The organism is Brevundimonas sp. Root1423 (assembly GCF_001426805.1).
Window position 1 is genome coordinate 1 of sequence record NZ_LMFL01000001.1, and the last position, 19,451, is coordinate 19,451.

At 66.8% G+C, this 19,451-nt stretch carries 19 protein-coding genes; 8 read left to right on the plus strand and 11 right to left on the minus strand.

All coding sequences use genetic code 11. From position 1 onward, the window contains the following. Positions 1-235: S16 family serine protease (locus ASD25_RS00005; RefSeq protein ID WP_156389138.1), on the plus strand; the 235-nt coding region annotated here is incomplete at its 5' end. A gap of 74 nt (positions 236-309) precedes the next feature. Here ASD25_RS00005 and ASD25_RS00010 read toward each other — a convergent pair. From ASD25_RS00010 to ASD25_RS00020, 3 genes are all read right to left on the minus strand, one after another. Further along, positions 310-1,005 (minus strand): pirin family protein, encoded by a 696-nt coding sequence (locus tag ASD25_RS00010; protein WP_056613696.1) that lies wholly within the window; start codon positions 1,003-1,005, stop codon positions 310-312. Between the two features lie 78 nt (positions 1,006-1,083). Beyond that, the gene (aroC, locus tag ASD25_RS00015) at positions 1,084-2,169 is read right to left on the minus strand and encodes a chorismate synthase (RefSeq protein WP_056613699.1); all 1,086 of its coding nucleotides are present in this window, start codon (positions 2,167-2,169) and stop codon (positions 1,084-1,086) included. Between the two features lie 8 nt (positions 2,170-2,177). Further along, positions 2,178-2,903, minus strand: a complete 726-nt coding sequence (locus ASD25_RS00020) for a DnaJ C-terminal domain-containing protein (RefSeq protein WP_056613702.1) — start codon at positions 2,901-2,903, stop codon at positions 2,178-2,180. 85 nt (positions 2,904-2,988) lie between these two features. Between ASD25_RS00020 and pdxH the strand changes: the two genes are divergently transcribed. Then, positions 2,989-3,663 carry a pyridoxamine 5'-phosphate oxidase gene (gene pdxH / locus ASD25_RS00025; RefSeq protein WP_056614752.1) on the plus strand — a complete coding sequence of 225 codons (675 nt, stop codon included), beginning with the start codon at positions 2,989-2,991 and terminating at the stop codon, positions 3,661-3,663. A gap of 4 nt (positions 3,664-3,667) precedes the next feature. Here pdxH and ASD25_RS00030 read toward each other — a convergent pair whose 3' ends face one another. From ASD25_RS00030 to ASD25_RS00040, 3 genes are all read right to left on the minus strand, one after another. Continuing rightward, on the minus strand, positions 3,668-4,291 hold the full coding sequence (locus ASD25_RS00030) for a TetR/AcrR family transcriptional regulator (protein ID WP_056613705.1): 624 nt from the start codon (positions 4,289-4,291) through the stop codon (positions 3,668-3,670). 80 nt (positions 4,292-4,371) lie between these two features. Continuing rightward, positions 4,372-5,019 carry a uridine kinase gene (gene udk / locus ASD25_RS00035; RefSeq protein ID WP_056613708.1) on the minus strand — a complete coding sequence of 216 codons (648 nt, stop codon included), beginning with the start codon at positions 5,017-5,019 and terminating at the stop codon, positions 4,372-4,374. A 32-nt stretch (positions 5,020-5,051) separates the two neighbouring features. Then, positions 5,052-5,456, minus strand: a complete 405-nt coding sequence (locus ASD25_RS00040) for a hypothetical protein (RefSeq protein WP_056613710.1) — start codon at positions 5,454-5,456, stop codon at positions 5,052-5,054. Between the two features lie 127 nt (positions 5,457-5,583). On the opposite strand from ASD25_RS00040, the gene ASD25_RS00045 reads away from it, so the two are divergent. Both ASD25_RS00045 and ASD25_RS00050 read left to right on the plus strand, forming a co-directional pair. Continuing rightward, entirely contained in the window at positions 5,584-7,218 is a 1,635-nt protein-coding gene (locus tag ASD25_RS00045; RefSeq protein WP_056613713.1) for a long-chain-fatty-acid--CoA ligase, read from the plus strand. Positions 7,219-7,221: 3 nt separating this feature from the next. Then, complete coding sequence (locus ASD25_RS00050) at positions 7,222-7,911, plus strand: DUF1499 domain-containing protein (RefSeq protein ID WP_156389139.1); 690 nt, start codon at positions 7,222-7,224, stop codon at positions 7,909-7,911. Here ASD25_RS00050 and ASD25_RS00055 read toward each other — a convergent pair. Further along, on the minus strand, positions 7,908-8,810 hold the full coding sequence (locus ASD25_RS00055; protein ID WP_056613717.1) for an MBL fold metallo-hydrolase: 903 nt from the start codon (positions 8,808-8,810) through the stop codon (positions 7,908-7,910). The two genes, ASD25_RS00050 and ASD25_RS00055, sit on opposite strands and share 4 nt — an antisense overlap. A gap of 57 nt (positions 8,811-8,867) precedes the next feature. Between ASD25_RS00055 and ASD25_RS31140 the strand changes: the two genes are divergently transcribed. Next, the gene (locus tag ASD25_RS31140; protein ID WP_200943477.1) at positions 8,868-9,014 is read left to right on the plus strand and encodes a hypothetical protein; all 147 of its coding nucleotides are present in this window, start codon (positions 8,868-8,870) and stop codon (positions 9,012-9,014) included. Between the two features lie 3 nt (positions 9,015-9,017). Here ASD25_RS31140 and ASD25_RS00060 read toward each other — a convergent pair whose 3' ends face one another. Continuing rightward, positions 9,018-9,416 (minus strand): TIGR01244 family sulfur transferase, encoded by a 399-nt coding sequence (locus tag ASD25_RS00060; protein ID WP_056613719.1) that lies wholly within the window; start codon positions 9,414-9,416, stop codon positions 9,018-9,020. A 2-nt stretch (positions 9,417-9,418) separates the two neighbouring features. After that, complete coding sequence (locus tag ASD25_RS00065) at positions 9,419-9,934, minus strand: hypothetical protein (protein WP_156389140.1); 516 nt, start codon at positions 9,932-9,934, stop codon at positions 9,419-9,421. 286 nt (positions 9,935-10,220) lie between these two features. Between ASD25_RS00065 and ASD25_RS00070 the strand changes: the two genes are divergently transcribed. Next, entirely contained in the window at positions 10,221-13,244 is a 3,024-nt protein-coding gene (locus tag ASD25_RS00070) for a TonB-dependent siderophore receptor (protein ID WP_235562505.1), read from the plus strand. A 172-nt stretch (positions 13,245-13,416) separates the two neighbouring features. Here the strand turns inward: ASD25_RS00070 and ASD25_RS00075 are convergent, their stop codons facing one another. Beyond that, the gene (locus ASD25_RS00075) at positions 13,417-13,674 is read right to left on the minus strand and encodes a DUF6289 family protein (protein WP_056613724.1); all 258 of its coding nucleotides are present in this window, start codon (positions 13,672-13,674) and stop codon (positions 13,417-13,419) included. A 164-nt stretch (positions 13,675-13,838) separates the two neighbouring features. Between ASD25_RS00075 and ASD25_RS00080 the strand changes: the two genes are divergently transcribed. Together ASD25_RS00080 and ASD25_RS00085 are read left to right on the plus strand one after the other, a co-directional pair. Next, positions 13,839-14,378, plus strand: a complete 540-nt coding sequence (locus ASD25_RS00080) for a hypothetical protein (RefSeq protein WP_056613727.1) — start codon at positions 13,839-13,841, stop codon at positions 14,376-14,378. Between the two features lie 334 nt (positions 14,379-14,712). After that, the gene (locus tag ASD25_RS00085; protein WP_056613728.1) at positions 14,713-17,841 is read left to right on the plus strand and encodes a TonB-dependent receptor; all 3,129 of its coding nucleotides are present in this window, start codon (positions 14,713-14,715) and stop codon (positions 17,839-17,841) included. Between the two features lie 107 nt (positions 17,842-17,948). Here the strand turns inward: ASD25_RS00085 and ASD25_RS31485 are convergent. Beyond that, a partial coding sequence (locus ASD25_RS31485) for a vitamin B12 dependent-methionine synthase activation domain-containing protein (protein WP_235562507.1) occupies positions 17,949-19,451 on the minus strand: 1,503 nt, incomplete at its 5' end.

Below are 19,451 nucleotides of genomic sequence, written 5' to 3' on the forward strand. Positions count from 1 at the left end.
CCTCCGCTCGGGCATCAAGACGGTGCTGATCCCGGAAGAGAACGAGAAGGACCTCGCCGACGTGCCCGACAATGTGAAGTCGGCGCTGGAGATCGTCCCCATCAAGACGGCCGACGAGGCCCTGAAATGGGCCCTGACCGGCACGCTGACGCCGGTGGAATGGGATGAGGCTTCCGACCCCCTGCCGGCCGCCCAGCCGGTGCAGGATCCGGGCACGGTCGTCGCGACGCACTGACGGTCGGACCAGACAAAAAGAACCCCGCCCGGAGCGATCCGGGCGGGGTTTTTCGCTGGGGCGAGGCTGGAGTGCTAGAGGCTGTCGACCATCACCAGTTCGGCGTCGGCCCTGGCCGTGATCGTGATCTCGGCCTCGTCCTTGATCGCGGCGCCGTCGCGGGCGTTCAGCGTCACGCCATTGACCTCGACCTCGCCGACGGCGGGGACCAGATAGGCGTGACGGCCCTCGGCCAAGCTGTAGGTCAGGCTCTCGCCCGCGTTCAGCGTGGCGCCCAGCACGCGGGCGTCGGCGTTGATGGTCAGGGCGTCGTCGGACGGGTCACCTGATGCCAGAACCGAGAACTTCCCGGTCCGGTCGTTCTTCGGAAACACCTTGGCCCCCCAGCTGGGCGCCGCGCCGCGCTTGTCGGCCTCGATCCAGATCTGGAACAGGGTGGTGGTCTCGTTCTCCAGATTGAACTCGGAGTGACGCACGCCCGTGCCCGCGCTCATCACCTGCACGTCGCCGGCGCCGGTGCGGCCGCGGTTGCCCATGGAGTCCTCATGGGTGATCGCGCCGGTCCGGACGTAGGTGATGATTTCCATGTCGTTGTGCGGGTGGGGCGGGAAGCCGGACTGGGCGGCGATCTCGTCGTCGTTCCAGACGCGCAGCCGGCCCCAGCTCATGCGGCTCGGGTCATAGTAGTTGGCGAAGGAGAAGTGGTGTTTGGCGTTCAGCCAGCCGTGGTTCGCGCCGCCGAGGCTGGAGAAGGGTCTGACGTCGATCATGGGGATGCTCCCGGGAATCCGAGGGTTATGAACCTCGCTGGCGCGTATATAGTAACAGTGTTGGTGGCTGAAAAGGGGTCAGCCGATCTGGGCGCGATGTCGCAGCATGGCGTCGGCGAGAACACAGGCCGCCATCGCTTCCACCACGGGCACGCCGCGCAGGGCGACGCAGGGGTCGTGCCGCCCCTTGGTGCGCAGATCGGTCTCATCGCCGTCGCGGGTGATCGTCTGGCGCGGCGTCAGGATGGAGGAGGTGGGCTTGAAGGCGATCCGGGCCATCAGCGGCTGGCCGGTCGATATGCCGCCCAGAACGCCGCCGGCGTGGTTGCTCAGGAAGATGGGACGGCCGTCGTCGCCCATCCGCATCTGGTCGGCGTTTTCCTCGCCGGAGAGTTCGGCCGAACCGAAGCCAGCGCCGATCTCGACGCCCTTGACCGCATTGATCGACATCATGGCCGCGGCAAGTTCGGCGTCGAGCTTGCCATAGACAGGGGCGCCCCAGCCCGCAGGCACGCCGGTGACCTCCAGCGCCACGATCGCGCCGATCGAGGAGCCGGCCTTGCGAACGCCGTCGAGGTAGTCTTCCCAGGCCGGCACGACGGCCGCGGACGCTGCGAACAGGGCGTTGTCATGGACGGTGTCGAAATCCACCGCCTCGGGCGCGATCCGGTGCGGGCCAAGCTGGACCACGCCGGCCCGGATGCGCACGCCGTCGCCCAGAATCCTGCGCGCTACGGCCCCCGCCGCGACCCGCACGGCCGTCTCTCGCGCCGAGGAGCGTCCGCCGCCGCGATGGTCGCGGACGCCGTATTTGGCCTGGTAGGTGTAGTCGGCGTGGCCGGGCCGGAAGGCGCGGGCGATCTCGCCATAGTCCTTCGAGCGGGCGTCCTCGTTTTCGATCTGGATGGCGATCGGCGTACCGGTCGTGACCGGGCCGTTTCCGTCGTCGAACACGCCGGACAGGATGCGGGCCGTGTCGCTCTCCTGCCGCTGGGTGACGAAGCGGCTGCCGCCGGGCTTGCGCCGGTCCAGCCAGGGCTGGAGGTCAGCCTCGGTCAGCGGGATCAGGGGCGGGCAGCCGTCAACGACGCAGCCGATCGCCGGCCCGTGGCTCTCGCCCCAGGTCGTCACGCGAAACAGATGGCCGAAGGTGTTGTGCGACATGGGGCGACCTAAGCCGCCAGACGGTCCGGCGTCCAGACGCGCGTGAAACGGACCAGCAGGTCCTCCGCCGCGGACGGGGCCTCCTCTGACGGCTCGAGGGTCACGAAAAGGTGGCCCTGAGGCCGGGCGCCGCGCGCCGGCAGGCCCAATCCCCTGAGGCGCAGCCGCAGCGGCTGACAGCCCGCGACCAGCCAGGCCGAGCGCGGTCCCGCATGCGTCTCGATCTCCAGTCGCCCGCCGTCCTCGAGCAGGCGGAGAGGGACCGGACAGGTCATGTAGAGGTCGTCGCCGACGGCGCTCAGACGTCCGTCGCCGCGCACAAGCACCGGCAGATACAGATCGGCCCCGCCGTCTCCGGCCGACTTCAGCCGCAGGTGCTCGCCGCTGCGCAGGCCCGCGGGCACGCGGACCCGAAGCGTCCGGCGCCAGAGCCCCACCTCCACCATGCCGCCGTTCAGGGCGATGTCCGGGCTCAGGCCGACAATGGGCAGGGCGGGTGCGGTTCGAACGGGCGCGGCGAGGGCCAGCGGCGCGGTCTCTCGCTGGATCAGACGCCAGGCGGCGATGACCTTGCGGAACCGGGCGTCGCTGCCGCCGGGCGTGTCGGGCCGGGCCGCCTTGATCGCCTTGCGGAACGCAGCCTTCAACGCTGCACCGTCAGCCGGCCCGGTCAGGCCAAGCAGGGCGTAGGCCTCATCGGTCGAGGCGACCTCGGGACGGGATCGTGCGCGCATGCCGCAAGTAAGGCCCGGACATGGTCAAGGCCCGGTTAACCGTGACGCTCTCGCCGGGACGCCTGCGATGCATTATCCCGGTCGCATGACCGCGCCCGTGATCCCGTCCAGCCCGACCCGTGAGGAATATGCGCGCGACTACGCCGCAGCCCTGGCCGCGAATGGCGACGAGACGATCTTCGACCGGACCGAGCCGATCGCCCTGTTCATCGACTGGCTGAACGACGCCAAGGCGACCGAGCCCAACGACGCCAATGCGATGGCGCTGGCGACAGTCGGCGCCGACGACGCCCCGGACAGCCGGATGGTGCTGCTGAAAGACGTCGATGCGCGGGGCTTCACCTTCTATTCGAACGCCGAGAGCGCGAAGGGCGGGCAACTGGCCGCGCGGCCGCAGGCGGCCCTGCTGTTCCACTGGAAATCCCTGCGCCGACAGGTGCGGGTGCGGGGCGGCGTCGAGCCGGTGACGCAGGCCGAGGCGGACGCCTACTTCGCCAGTCGGGCGCGCGAGAGCCGGATCGGGGCCTGGGCCTCGGATCAGTCACGCCCGCTGGAAAGCCGGGACGCGCTGGAGGCGGCGGTGGCGCGGGAAACGGCGCGGTTCGAGGGCGGGGACGTTCCGCGGCCCGAGCGCTGGACCGGATGGAGGGTGATCCCGGATCAGGTCGAGTTCTGGCGGGACCGGCCCTTCCGGCTGCACGACCGGCTGCGGTTCGACCGGGACGGCGCCGGCTGGACCCGGACCCGCCTGCAGCCCTGAGCCTTCAGACGCCGTAGCGGGCGAGGAAGGTCTCGACAGCGTCGTTGGCGATCTGGTCCACGGCGCGCACGGGCATGACTTCGTCGCCTGTCACCAGCGGCATGAAGAAGACGGGATGCTCGATCATTCCCATCAGCTGTCCGGCGGCCCAGGAGGCGCGCTCGAACCTGAGTTCGCCGGTCTCTACCATTTCGTTCAGGGCGTCGATCAGCACCTTGCCGAAGTCGGCCTTGCCGCGATCGAAGAACTTCATCGCCACTTCCTGGAAGCGGCGCCGTTCGGCCATGACCAGCCGGAAGACCGCCCGGATGAACGGGTCCGCCATGAAGGCCGCGTAGGTTGTGGCGAAACACATCAGGCGTTCGCGTGCGGGACCGCTGGTCGTACGGACATGGCCCATCAGACGGGTGAACTCGATGGCGGAGTCCTCGATCACCGCCGCGAAGAGTTCCTCCTTGCCGTCGAACAGGGCGTAGATGGTCGCGGTGGAAACGCCGGCGTCTCGGGCGATGGGCTCGATCCTGGCCCCCGTATAGCCTTCCGCAGTGAAGGCGCGCCGCGCGTGCCGCAAGATGACCTCGCGTTTGGCGTCGTGGATCGGGGGATCTTGCTCCGCCAGGGCGTGCATCTGGAATTCACCGCTCTTTGAGGTGCGAAGGTGACGGCTTGCTGCTCGCGGGGCAAGTTAAAATCAATGCAAATTTGCAATCAGCGGGCGAGTAGCGGCGCCAGCAGGGGATGGGCCAGAACCGGTGCGGCCAGACGGACAACGGCCTGCGGATCCTCAAGCCGTACGGCGGCGGTGACATCCGCAACCACGAAGTCGGCGTTCAGCCGGGACGGCTCGGTCAGCCGCTCATGGCCGGGCCGAACCGTGGCCAGATACTGGTCGATGACGGACTCTGCCGTACGCCCCCGTTCGGCCTGATCGCGCAGCAGGCGCCGGATGAAGCGAATGTCGGCCGGTGTGTCCACGAACACGCGGATGTCGAACAGCTCGACCAGAGCCGGGGTGCACAGCACATGGGTGCCTTCGACGACCACCACCGGTGCGGCCCTGACCGGTTCGCCGCCGGGGTCACGACCGTGGTGGATGAAGGAATAGAGCGGCGCGACAACGTCCCGCCCCGCTTTCAGCGCGGCAAGGTCGCGGATCATCAATTCGTGGTCACGGGCCGCGACGTCATCGAAGTCGAATGTGGCTGCGTCGAAGCCGGGCAGACTGGCCGCGTCGCGGTAGTAGGAGTCCTCGCGCACGAGCACGGCCGAGCCGGCCGGCAGACCCGCCACGAGAGCTTCGGCGAGCGTGCTCTTGCCCGATCCGGAACCGCCGGTGATCGCAATGAGGATGGCCATGGCGGTCTTCTAGGGCGGCGGCGCGGCGACGGCTAGTAGACCCAGGCGTCGCTGAGGGCGTAGGCGGAGACAGCCAGGCCGGCCGTCAGAAGGATAAACAGGACCAGTCTGTTCATCAGCGCCGACCGGGACCGTCGGCTGGTCGCCCGGACGATATCGCGCACCAGCGTGCCGACCCCGAGCAGGAACAGCCCGGAGAAGCCGATCGCGACGGTGGCCGCAACCGCAGCATCTCCACCGATCAGCGTGCCGATCGCGATGAAGGGGATCGCAAGCATCGCGCCGCCAAATAGCGGGAGGATGCCGACCCAGAGGGCCAGGGGCGTGAACATCGCACCCAGAAAGACGCCGCCGACCAGCAGGCCCCACCATGGGAAGGGCCAGCCAACGGCTTCAGGCCCCTCATTGACCGTCAGGTGTTCGCGCATGCGGTCCATGGCCGCATGCTGACATAGTCAGGGTTTCCGAACGGTTCCTTGACCCCGCGTCACGTTGCTTATCCCGGTACGCGCCGATAGCGTGGCTGCAAGCGTCTCAAAGCAGACGTAGCCTTGAGGGATCGTGATGCTCGGATTGATGCAGGACTGGCCGCTGACGGTCGACAAGATCCTGGACCACTCGAAAAACTGGCACAGTCACCGCGAAGTTGTGACCCGGTCGGTCGAGGGGCCCATCGTCCGCACCACCTATGCCGAGATCCACGCCCGGGCCAAACGGGTGTCCTCCGTGCTCAAGGACTGGGACGTAAAGGTCGGCGACCGCATCGCCACCCTGGCCTGGAACACGGGCCGGCACATGGAGGTCTGGTACGGCATCATGGGCATCGGTGCCGTGTGCCACACCCTGAACCCGCGCCTGTTCCCCGAGCAACTGATCTACATCATCAACCACGCCGAGGATAAGATCATCTTCGTCGACCTGACCTTCATTCCCCTGCTGGAAGCCGTGCTGCCGCATTGCCCCTCGGTGGAGCGGGTGGTGGTCCTGACTGACGAACTGACCATGCCGGCGACCAAGCTGCCGGGGGCCGAATGCTATGAGGCGCTGCTGGCCACCGCTTCGGAAGACGTCGCCTGGGGTGGGTTCGACGAACTGACGGCCTGCGGTCTCTGCTATACCTCGGGTACGACCGGCAATCCGAAGGGGGTGCTGTATTCACACCGCTCGAACTTCATCCACACGCTGCTGGGCATGCAGGCGACGGTGCTGGGAGCCTCGCCCAGCGAGGTGATCCTGCCCGTGGTGCCTATGTTCCACGCCAACGCCTGGGGCATCGCCTTCGCCGGGCCGGCGGGCGGGACCAAGCTGGTCATGCCGGGCGCGAGGATGGACGGCGCCGCTATTTACGAACTGATCGAGAGCGAGGGCGTCACCTTCTCGGCCGCCGTGCCGACGGTCTGGCAGGGTCTGCTGACGCACCTGCGCGAGAACAACCTCAAGATTCCGACCGTGAAGAAGGTCCTGATTGGCGGCTCGGCCGTCCCGGAAAGCCTGATCCGCGCCTTCCAGGACGAGTTCAACATCGAGGTCCTGCAGGGCTGGGGCATGACCGAGACCTCGCCGATCGGCACCTTGTCCAACATGACGCCGGAACTGCGCGCCCTGCCGTACGACGAGCAGATGAAGTGGCGGGTCAAACAGGGCACGCCGCCGCTGGGCGTGGAACTGAAGCTCAAAAACTACGCCGGTCAGGAAATGCCCCACGACGGGCACACCTACGGCCGCCTGATGATCAAGGGCCCGACCATTGCGGGGGCCTACTTCAAGGACGAGGGCGGCGACATCCTCGACCACGAAGGCTTCTTCGACACCGGCGATGTCTCGACCATCGACGAGCAGGGCTTCATGCAGATCACCGACCGCGCCAAGGACGTGATCAAGTCCGGCGGCGAGTGGATCAGTTCGATCGAGATCGAGAACATCGCCGTCGGCCACCCGAAGGTCGAACTGGCTGCCGTCATCGGCGCGGCCCACCCCAAATGGGACGAACGTCCGGTGCTGGTCATCAAGCTCAAGCCCGGGGAGGCCCAGAACAAGCAGGAGCATCTCGACTTCCTGCAGGGCAAGATCGCCAAATGGTGGATGCCCGACGACGTCGTCTTCGTTGACGACATCCCGCTGGGCGCCACCGGCAAGATCGACAAGAAGCTGGTTCGCGAACGGATGAAGGACTACCGCCTGCCGACAGCGGGGGCCTGATCCATGGCTGCCCGTCGCAAGGGAGGGCAGGGCGTCGCAGTGCTTCTGGCGCTGAGCCTCGCCGCGCCCCTGCTGGTTCTGGTCGCCGCCCTGCTGACGCGGGCGGGCGGTCTGTCGTTCGAGACCGGCTATGATCTGCTGACCATGAAGGTGGGCTGGTGGCTGTCCATCGCCGGCGTCGCGGCCGCGCTGGGCGCGGTGGTTCTGGCTTTGCGGGACGTCCGACGGCTGGGCCTGATGGCGCTGGCGGCGGTGGTGGCTGCGGGAGGAACGCTGGGCGGCTTCGTCTGGCACAACGGCCGGCAGGCCAGTGCTCCGCCCGAGGACATCAGCACCGATCTGGCCGAAATTCCGGGGTTCGGCGACCTCGGCGACGAACGCGGAAACCGCGGGCCTCGCGCGACGGCCGGCGTCGAGGCCTGTCCCGGAGCCCTGCCTGTCATGAAGCAGATCGCGCCGGAATCAGCGATATGGGCGCTGGAGAAGGCCGGCTTCACCCTCCGCGGCGCCGGCGTGGCGCGGGCTGACGGCACCCGCGAAGGCTTCTGGTTCGGCTTCGACCATGACGCGGTGATCCGCATCCGTCCGGGACGCACCGACATTCGCGTCGCCGCGCGCGACGCCCGTTCACACGGCGGCGACGCCTGCGAACTGGTGTCGGACATCAGTGCGTCGCTGCAGCCCGCCGGCTAGCTGAGGGCCCAGTCTGCGTCGATCGCCGGCCCCGGCCTGGCCTTGACCCGGCCCGCGTCCTCCAGCGCGATCAGATGGGCCCAGACCGACAGGCTGGCCGCGGGCCACAGCCGGGAATCCACGGCGGCGTAGAGGTTCGGGACGATATCCGATATCCGCCGGTCGCCTTCGGCCAGCCGTTCGACGATCTGCGCCTCCCGCGCCAGCCTGTGCGCCTTGTAGGCAGCCAGGAAAGCGGCCGGCTCGGTCACCGGCGCGCCATGGGTCGGCCAGAGCGTGGCGAATCCGCGGTCGATCACCTCGTCGAGGCTCTTCATATAGGCGGTCATGTCGCCGTCCGGCGGCGCAACGACGGTGGTCGACCAGCCCATGACGTGATCGCCGCTGAACAGGGCGTTCTCCTCGCGCAGGACGAAAGCCATGTGGTTCGAGGCGTGGCCCGGCGTCGCCATCGCCTGGATGCTCCAACCGTCGCCCTCGATCACCTCCCCGCCGGTCAGGATGACGTCCGGCGCGAAGGTCTCGTCGTCGTCCTCATCCAGCGCCGCCGAGGCGTGGATCGTCCGCGCCGGCGGACTGGCCGCCAGAATGGAGGCGCCGACGGCCTCGGCGAAGGGGAGGGCGAGGGGAGCATGGTCGCGATGGGTATGGGTCACCAGTACGTGGGTGACCCGCCGTCCGGCCACGGCCTTTAGCAGGGCCGCCAGATGGCTCTCGTCCAGCGGTCCCGGGTCGATCACCGCCACACCCGCCCCCGCATCCGGCCGGCCGACGATATAGGTCCCGGTCCCGGAGAAGGTGAAGGGCCCCGGATTGTTCGCGATCACGCGCTGGATCAGCGGCGAGACCGCATCGACGCGCCCGTACTCGAAGGGCGGCATGGGGACGAAGGGGATCATCGGGCGCGGTCCGGGGCTTGCGTCAGGACTTCGTAAACCTTCTGCGGAGTGCGCATCGTGGCCGTTTCCATCGCCCTGACTGTCTCAAATCGGCTCCAGCCCGTGGCTGCGGCCTTCCTGTGTCTCATGGCGATGCAACTGGCTGTAGCGTCCTGCACGCCGGAACCCGCTCCCTACGCCGCCCGCGTCGCCATCCTTCGCTGACCGTCAGAGCGGCAGCCGGCTGAAGTCGTAGCCGGCGCCCGCAGCCGCGGCGCGTAACTCGTCCGCATCCGCGCCGCGCAGTCGTTCGGACAATGCCCATGCCGCGGCGGAACGCGTGCCCGAACGGCAGAACATCACCGTCGGTCGCCCGTCAGCCAGCAAGTCGCCCACGGCGGCGGCCTGGGCGGCGGTCGGCATTCCGGTTACGGGAATCCAGTCGAAGGTCATGCCGGCCTGCCGCGCCGCTGCTTCCATTTCGGCGGCCGTGGGCTGTCCGGGGTCCTCGCCGTCCGGCCGGTTGCTGATGATCCGCTGCACGCCCGAGGCGGCGAGATCAGCCAAGGCGCCGGGGGCGAGCTGCGGCGAGGTCCAGACGGTCGGGGACAGCGGGCGCGGGGGCATCGTTACTGGCGCCGCACCCGGACGGCGCGACTTCCGCCGACCGTCAGCATGAAGCTGCCAAGACTGGCCTTGCGCACCCGTACGGCGTCGCCCTGGCGGGGACGGGAGCGGAAGGGTTCGGAATCAATCTGACGCCAGACGCCGCCGTCGGCCAGGCGGAAGATCCAGCGGTTCTCGGCGCCCTGGGTCGCGCTCTGGAGGGTGGTTTCGATGGAATCGATGTCGGGCGCGCCGTCATTCGCGAACAGGCGCGGCAAGGTCGGCATCTCGAACCCGAACAGCTGGCGCCGGGCCTCCCCGACCTGGGCGCGGTCCAGGACCACGAGTTCGCCTTGACGCTCGGCTGTGTCCAGCGCGCCGACGGCGGCGTCATAGCAGCTCAGGCGCGCGGCGCTGTCGGAAATGGCGCGGCAGGCCGTCAGACGGGACAGGGCCTCGGCGCGCTCCTGCGGGGGCGCGGTCTGCCCGGAAAGCGCGGCGACGGCGGCGACAGCCGCAAGCCCGGAAACAAATGACATGATTTGGTCCTCCAGACCCACGGCGCGCCCGGACCTAAGTCGGTCAAGTCGTTCCAGGCGTCAACCGGATTGCCTGCAACAGGGGCTGTGACCGTATCGTGGCCTAAATACGACAGTCCCGCTTCGACACGATTACAGTCAGGTAATTACACTGGCGAATGGTACGGCGCAGAGCATAACGTCGGGCAACTGCGGCGGGGGAATCTGTCCGTGGGAGAAGGGAATATTCCATTCTAAGGCCGCGGCGCCCCGGAAACGGGCGATGCCGAACATCAGGAGACGACCTTTGAGAACCCAGAAAACCCGTAATCGACTGCTGTCGACGACGATGATCGGCGGCTTCGCCGCCCTCGCCTTCGCCGCACCGGCGATGGCGCAGACCGCCCCGGCTCCGCAGGAAGAGACGCAGCTCGACGAAGTCGTCGTCACCGGCTCGCGCATTCCGCAGACCAACCTGGTCACCACCAGCCCCGTCACCCAGGTGACCGGCGAGGACATCGACATCGCGGGCGTGACCCGGGTCGAGGACCTGGTGAACCAGCTGCCGCAGGCCTTCGCCGCCCAGAACTCGACCGTTTCCAACGGCGCTTCGGGTACGGCCACGGTTTCGCTGCGTAACCTCGGTTCGTCGCGCACCCTGGTGCTGATCGACGGTCGCCGGATGGGCTACGGCTCGCCGAACGACGACGCGGCCGACCTGAACCAGATTCCGGAACAACTGGTCGAGCGCGTTGAAGTCCTGACCGGCGGCGCTTCCGCCGTTTACGGTTCGGACGCTGTCGCCGGCGTCGTCAACTTCATCATGAAGAAGGACTTCGAAGGCCTGCAGATCGACGCCCAGTACGGCTTCTATCAGCACAACAACGACTATGACGGCCCGGGCAACCTGCGCGCCGTCATCGCCGGCCGCGCCGCCACCAACCCGGCCCAGTTCCAACTGCCCGACGACAACGTCTCGGACGGTGAGAGCCGCTCGATCAACATCACCATGGGCGTCGCTTCGCCGGACGGCCGCGGCAACCTGATGGCCTACGCCGGCTACCGCAACAACAACCCCGTCCTCGGCGGCGACCGCGACTACTCGTCGTGCTCGCTCGGCGGCCAGAACGCTGCCGGCACGGAATTCACCTGCGGCGGCTCCAGCACGGCCTTCCCGGGTCGTTTCATCTCGCTGGACAGCGGCTCCGACTCGACCGTCGGCGGCACGACCGGCGTCGGCACCGGCACCTTCACGCCCTTCAGCGCCGCGACCGGCCAGTACAACTTCGGTCCACTGAACTACTATCAGCGCCCGGATGAGCGTTACACCCTCGGCGCCTTCGGCCGTTACGAAGTCAACGACAAGGTCGAAGCCTTCGCCCAGCTGATGTTCTCGGACTATCAGTCGGTCGCCCAGATCGCGCCGTCGGGCGCCTTCCTCGGCCCGGTCATCACCCTGCAGTGCGCCAACCCGCTTCTGTCGGCCCAACAGCGCACGACCATCGGCTGCGCCGGCGGCGGCACCGTTGGTGACGTCGATCTGCTGATCGGCCGCCGGAACGCCGAAGGCGGCGGTCGCCAGGACTCGATCAACTACACCTCCTATCGTGGCGTTGCGGGCATCCGCGGCGAGATCACGGATGGCTGGAACTACGATATCGCGGCCCAGTTCTCGCGCGTTCGTCTCGCCCGCACCTATCTGAACGACTTCTCGAACACTCGCCTCGCCCGGGCGTTCGACGTCGTCGACACCGATCCCGGCGCCGGAGTGAACGCCCAGTGCCGTTCGGTGGTTGACGGGTCCGACACGACCTGCGTGCCCTACAACATCTTCGCCCCGGGCGGCGTCACCCAGGCAGCGCTTGACTACCTGCAGATCCCGCTCATCCAGACCGGCGAGACGACCCAGCAGGTTGTCACCGCCGCCATCACGGGCGACACGGGCTGGTCGATGCCGACCGCCTCGCGCACCGTCCAGGTCGCGTTCGGCGCCGAGTATCGCCGTGACTTCCTCGGTTCGGTCACTGACAACGCCTTCGCCACCGGCGACGGCGCCGGTCAGGGCGGCCCGACGATCGGCTTTGAGGGTGACACGGACGTCGCTGAAGTGTTCGGCGAAATCCAGATCCCGCTGGCCGACGATCAGCCCTGGGCCTACTCGGCCTCGCTGGACGCCGCCTACCGTCGTTCGGAGTACGAGAACTTCGGCGCCGACACCTACAAGGTCGGCCTGGACTACGCCCCGATCGAGGACATCCGCTTCCGCGCCAGCTACTCGCGCGCTGTGCGGGCCCCGAACGTGATCGAACTGTTCACGGCGCAGGGCTTCAACCTGTTCGACATCGACTACGATCCCTGCGATGCGGCTGAGCGCGCTGCTGCGGGCGACGGGGCTGTCCCCGCCTCCTGCATCGGCACCAATCCGTGGCAGGTTTCGGCGGCCAACTCGAACAACCCGGGCAACCTGCTGACCAACCCGTCCGGCCAGTACAACTTCCTGCAGGGCGGCAACCCCGACCTGGAGCCGGAAGAAGCCGACACCATCACCTTCGGTTTCGTGCTGACGCCGAGCTTCCTGCCGGGCTTCAACCTGTCGGTCGACTACTACAGCATCGAAGTTGAAAACCTGATCAGCACCGTCGGACCGCTGAACACGCTGGACGCCTGCTACACGGCCGGCAACGCAACGGCCTGCGGCCTGATCAACCGTGACCCGGCGACGGGCGCTCTCTGGCTCGCCAACGGCAACGTCGTCGACACCAACGTCAACATCGGCGGCATCAGCACCTCGGGTATCGACTTCAACGCCAACTACGGCGTTGGCCTGGAAGACTGGGGCATGTCGAACGCCGGCTCGCTGGCCTTCTCGTTCGTCGGCACCCTGCTGAACGAACTCGAAACCGACACCGGCCTCGGCTTCGGCAACAGCGTGTATGACTGCACGGGCTTCTACGCCAACCAGTGCGGCGTTCCGAACCCCGAATGGCGTCACCGCGCCCGCGTCACCTGGGTCAGCCCGTGGGACGTGGACGTGTCGGCCACATGGCGTCACTACGGCGAAGCTGAAATCGCCGTCCTCGGCGCCGACGGCAGCCTGAACAACAGCGCGGCCCGCCTCGACAAGGTTCTGGACTCCCAGAACTACCTCGACCTGGCGGCTGTCTGGCAGGTGATGGACAACACCACCTTCCGCATGGGGATCAACAACATCCTCGACAGCGATCCGCCCCTGTCGCCGAGCGTCGGCACCACGGGTAACAACAACACCTATCCGCAGCTCTATGATGCGCTGGGTCGTTACGTCTTCTTCGGCCTGACCGCCAACTTCTAAGGTCAAGCCGTTAGAATCAATCGGGGCGGCGGGCCATGGCCCGCCGCCCTTTTTGTTTGGGGATGGGTGAAGCGCCAGGACTTCGTCCGCACGAAGATCGAAGGCGTGGGCCCGAATTGAAAGAGGCGCGGCAGTCGTGACCGCCGCGCCCCCTGGCAGACTTTCCTTTAACTCAGGGGTTCCAGCCGCGGGGCGGCCAGTTGCCTTCACAGGGCTCTGCGCTCAACTCGATGTAGTAGGGCGTAACCTCGCCCCAGCCGCGGAACTGACGCTGACAGTTGTTCATCCAGTAGCCGACCTGCACCGTGTAGGTAGCGTCGGAATAATACTCGCGTTCACGGATGTAGTCGGTCGCGCTCGCCGGCGCGGCGTACATAGCCGACAGCGCCGTGGCGCCGATTACAATGAGCCTAGACAGTCGTGCAAACATCGGACGGTCCTCCAGGCGGCGGGATGCCACCTCACCAGAGATTGAGCCGCCGAAGATGCACCCGTCAAGAGAGTATGTCTCGGCAATTTCTCCTGCCGCATTAAAACCATTCGCCCCGGTCAGGCGTTAGGCTTGACCGTTGTTCGCACCGTCCCGGATTTCACATGCTGATCACCCTCGTTTCCGCCCTCGTGCTCTCCACCCAGACGCCCGCCCCGGCCCGCGCACAGGACGGCGTCGTCACCACCGCCCCGGGCGTGGAAGCCGTCGAGACCGAGCGCTTCCGCGAGGCGGTCGCCTACGCCAATCCGATGCCGCGCGGCGCGCCCGAGGGCGACTATCCGCTGGTGGCCTGGTGTGAGGCGCTGGTGAACGGCCACGTGGCTCTCGGCGAGACCCTGACCAACCGTGATCCGCTGGATCTCGACATCATCCGGCTTGGCAAGCTGGAGGCCGCCGACTTCCGCGCCGCCCTCAACGCCGCCGAGCCCCGCCAGACAGCGGCGACCCGTGCCGCAGCAACCGCTGCCGCCGCCGAAGCGACCGCCAAATGGACCCCGCTGGCCGGACAGGAAGAAGCCGTGCGCAGCCAGGCCTTCGGCCTGTTCTTCGGCCTGCCGGGCCGTTGCGAGCACGCCGCGCGCCGCATTCGCGCCGGCATCACGACCGCCCCGGCCACGCCCCGGGATGTCGGCCTGGAATAGGCGAGGCTCCGACCCCCGGCCGAGCCTCCCGGGCCGCGACCGGGAGGCACGACGAGGTCCGAGCGATAGCATTTACGCGGGCGTAAATAATTAAGCCGATTTGGCCAGTTCGGGTGGAATAACCACGCCACCGGCAAAAAACTCATTATTGTAATACTGCAATCATATTCAACGTGATGGGCCTGTCACAGAACTGACTCCGCGTTTTCACGTGACGATGTTCTAGGTCGACACGAGACTTTGACTCCGTTCCTCTGGCGCAGGGCGTGCGACTCCGCACGACATTTGCGATTGCTGGACGCGCTCCGGCGTTCGTCCTTTGCTGGAGGCAATTTTGAAGAAGTATTCCATCCGTGAGCGTCTGATGGCGTCCACCATGGCTGGTGGGGCCGCTCTGCTGGCCCTGACGGCCGTGCCGGCCGTCGCGCTGCTGGCGCCGACGACCGCCATGGCTCAAAGCCAGACCGGCAGCCTGCGCATCGCCGTCACCGGAGACGACAACCAGCCGCTGGCCGGCGCCACGGTGACTGTCAGCTCGCCAGACAGCCTGGTGACGAGGACCGGCCAGACGGACGCTGAAGGCCGGGTGCGCATCGGGGGCCTGGATCCCGCAACGAACTACACCGTCAAGGTAGAGGCCTCGGGCTACACCGATTACAGCACCGGCAATGTCGCGGTTGTGAGCGGCCGGGATCTCAGTGTGGGTTATGTCCTCGTCAGCGGATCCCGCACGGCAAACGCGACGGACCTCGGGGACGTTGTTGTCACTGGGCGCTCGCTCGCAGCCGTGGACGTCACGTCGGCCACGGTCGGCACCACCCTGACGCTGGATACGGTGGAATCCCTGCCCACGGGCCGCAGCTATCAGAGCTATCTGCAGCTGGTTCCGGGCACGAAGCCCACGTCCGGGAACAGCGCTAACCCGTCCTCGCGTTCGGGCGTCAACTATTCGGACGTCGGCGGCACGATCGGTTCTTCGACGGACAACCTCTACTATCTGGACGGCGTCGATGTCACCGACCCGGTCACCGGCACTTTCGGTTCCAACTTCAACTCCGAAATCATCCAGGAACAACAGGTCATCGTCGGCGGCGTGCCCGCTGAGTACGCTGGCGGTTCGGGCCTGATTTCGCGCGTTGTCACCAAGTCGGGCTCGAACGAATGGCACGGCTCGCTCAACTACTACTTCCAGAACGACGATCTCGTCGCCGAGGACGAACACAACACCTCGGGCGGCTTCTCGACGTACGACACCGCCATCACCTTCGGCGGGCCCATCATTCGCGACCGACTGTGGTTCTACACCTCGTATCAAAAGCTCTATCGTGAAGACGATGTGCTGGACACCACCTCGGGCGCGCTGGTCCGTACGGTGGAACGCGAAGATGAGAACAAATTCCTGAAGCTGACGTGGCAGGTCACGGACAATGACCGCCTGAGCGCGACCTATTTCGCCGACCCGTCGACCCTCTCGGGCAGTAACCTTGCCACGACCATTAATCGTCGTGACTATTCGACTATCCAAGGCGGCGACAACTACAAGTTCGAATACTCCCGTACCTGGGGCGACCTGCTTCTGAACGCCTACTACTTCAAGCACGAGTCCGAGCTGTCAAATATCGCGGTCGATCAATCGATCCGTGACAACGTCACCTATCTGAACGGAGCCGGATCCACGATCGAACAGCGTCAGCTGGGCGGCCGGGGACTCTCCGCCGAAGAACAGCGTAACCGCGCAGAATGGGGTTTGACGGCTGAATACTTCGTCGACACCAGCTTCGGCAGCCACACCATCAAAGCCGGCATTCTGACCACCGAAAACACCTACTTCCAGACGGACTCGGTGCCGGGCGGCGCGACCTACAACTCGCTCGCGGCGACCTATTCGGGGACCACACTGGGCGAATACGGTCGGGCCCGGGATATGACGGCCACCCCGCCGTTCCCCGGCTGGACGGCTCGCCAGATCACAGCGGCTGACTACAACAACTTCCTGCTGCCGGCCCTGACCGCCAATGCGGCCGCCCGAGCGGCGTACGACACCAACGGTGACGGCGCGATCTCGGCCGCCGAGGCAGACGCCATCGTGTTCAACAGCACGGCCGGCAACCCGTACGGCGGGGTGAACGTCTACCGTTCGGTCCGATCGGCTGACGCCCCGTACACCGTGTCGAGCGAAGGCACGACCCTGTACCTGCAGGACACCTGGACGCTGGACCAGTTGACGGTGAACGCCGGCATCCGTGCAGAGAAGATGAATCACTTTGCTTCGGACGGCAGCGAGATCGCCGACTTCGACTGGACGTTCGCACCGCGTCTTAGCGTGGTCTACGACCTGTTCGGCGACGGCCGCAGCAAGATCTTCGGCTTCGTCGGTCGCTACTATGACCCGATCCGCCTCGACATGACCGACTTCGCCGGCGCCCTGACCGGTCCGGTCAACAACGAGCAGATCTATGCTGCCGGTCAGTGGATCACCTTCCGCACCCGCGGTCCGGGTGACGCGGCCATCGCGCCAAACATCAAGACTCCGTACACTGACGAGTTCATGATCGGCGGCTCGACCACCTTTGGATCGGACATTGGCCTGTCGGCCTCGCTAACGCACCGCGTGTCCCTCGACATCATGGAGGACTACGATCTCAGCCTCTATGCAGACGACACCTGCACGCCGGCTGCCTGCGGCGCCTATGGCGCCGCGCATCCGGGTTCCCTGTTCTACCTGGGCCTGGACTACTTCGGCTACGACGTGAACCCCGGCACCAACTACGTCCTCGGCACCCTGGCCGGCGGCAGGCGGGAGTACACCGGCTTCGAGGTCGTCCTGACCAAGTTCCGGACCGACAACTGGTTCGGCCAGCTCTCGTACACGTTCAACCACGCCGAGGGTAACACCAACTCGGACGGTAACGCCGACTACCAGGGCGACTGGATCGCGCTCGATCCGCGAGCCCCGAACACCTGGGGTCCGCAGGCGGGCAACATCCCGCACCAGTTCAAGGCCTACGGCGCCTACGAGTTCGACTTCGGTCTGGAAGTGTCGGGCGTGTTCAACTGGAACAGCGGTTCGCTCTACACGCCGGCTGACGCTGTGCAGGGCCGCTTCTTCCCGCCGCTCTACAGCGCCACCAACCAGTGCGGCGCAAACGACCCCACCACCCCGGGTGATGATCGCACCGCCGGCTACTACTATGGCGGAGTGTGCGACACCTACTTCCTCCCGGGTGGCGTCGGTTCGGAGCAGAACCCGTCGTACTTCACGTTCGACATGCGTCTGAAGTATGTGCTCGACCTCCCGTTCGGCGAGACCGAGTTCTTCCTCGACGCCTTCAACGTGCTGAACCAGCAGTCGGCGCGGAGCGTTGTCGCCAACCGTGCAGGCACCGGTCAGTACGCTTATCAGGAAGCGAACAGCTGGGTTGCGCCGCGGCGCTTCTACATCGGGGCCCGTTACTCTTTCTAAGCCTCGATACCTCTCGAACGGGAAACGCCGGCGCATTTGCGCCGGCGTTTTTCGTTTCTGCCAACTTTTCAGACGCTTTCGTCGGTCCCCGTCTCCTGTCGCGAGGCTCAGGCCGCGTCGTTCCGCTCGATCGCGCCGGGGTCGTAGTTCAGGATCGGCGACAGCCAGCGTTCGGCCGTAGCGATATCCCAGCCCTTGCGACGGGCGTAGTCCTCGACCTGATCGGGATCGATCTTGCCGACGCCGAAATAGTGGCTGCCGGGGTGGCCGAAATACAGGCCCGAGACCGAGGCCGGCGGCGTCATCGCATAGCTTTCCGTCAGGGCCATGCCGGCGTTGGCGCCCGCGTCCAGCAGGCGGAACAGGGTCGCCTTCTCGGTGTGGTCCGGCTGGGCCGGATAGCCGGGGGCAGGGCGGATGCCCTGATATTGCTCGGCGATCAGCTCGTCGGTCGTCGTCGCCTCGTCGGGGGCGTAGCCCCACAGCTCGGTCCGCACCTTCTTGTGCAGGGCCTCGGCGAAGGCCTCGGCCAGACGGTCAGCCAGGGCGGTAGCGAGGATGGACGAGTAGTCGTCGCCCGCGTCCTTGAAGCGTTTGGCGATTTCCAGCTCGCCATGGCCGGCGGTGACGGCGAAGGCGCCGATGTAGTCCGGGCCTTCCTCGGCGATGAAGTCCGACATGGCCAGGTTGGGCTTGCCGTTCGACTTCTTGATCTGCTGGCGCAGGGTGTGGAAGCGGGCGATCTCCTCGACCCGGCCCTCGTCGGCGAAGACGGCGATGTCGTCGCCCACGGCGCGCGCCGGCCAGAAGCCGACCACGCCGCGCGCGGTGAACCATTTCTCGTCGATGATCCGCTTCAGCATCGCCTGCGCGTCCTTGAACAGGTCGCGCGCGGCCTCGCCAACGATCTCGTCCTCGAGGATCATCGGATAGCGGCCGATCAGTTCCCAGCTGGCGAAGAAGGGCGTCCAGTCGATGTGGTCCGCCAGATCGGCGAGGTCCCATGCATCGAAGGCGCGCACGCCGATGAAGGACGGCGCTCCGGGCATCCGGTTGGTCGGATCGGGCCGGAACCGGTTCTCGCGCGCCTGCGCGAGCGTGGCCCGCGCCTTCACCTCCTGACCGCGCGCATATTGCTCGCGGATGCGGACGTATTCGTCGCGCGTAGCGGCCTCGTTCTTCGCCCGCTCGGTCTTCGACAGCAGGCCCGAGACCACGCCGACGGCGCGGCTGGCGTCGATGACGTAGGTGGTCGAACCGGCGCGATAGCCGGGCTCGATCTTCACCGCGGTGTGGGTCCGGCTGGTCGTCGCCCCGCCGATCAGCAGGGGGATGTCGAAGCCGCGGCGTTCCATCTCGCGCGCCACGAAGACCATCTCGTCCAGCGAGGGGGTGATGAGGCCCGACAGGCCGACGATGTCCACCTTGTGCTCGACGGCGGCGTCCAGGATGCGGGCGGCCGGGACCATGACGCCCAGGTCGATGACCTCGTAGTTGTTACACTGCAGGACCACGCCGACGATGTTCTTGCCGATGTCGTGGACGTCGCCCTTGACCGTGGCCATCAGGATGCGGCCCGCCTGCTCGCGCGGCTTGCCGGCCTTTTCGGC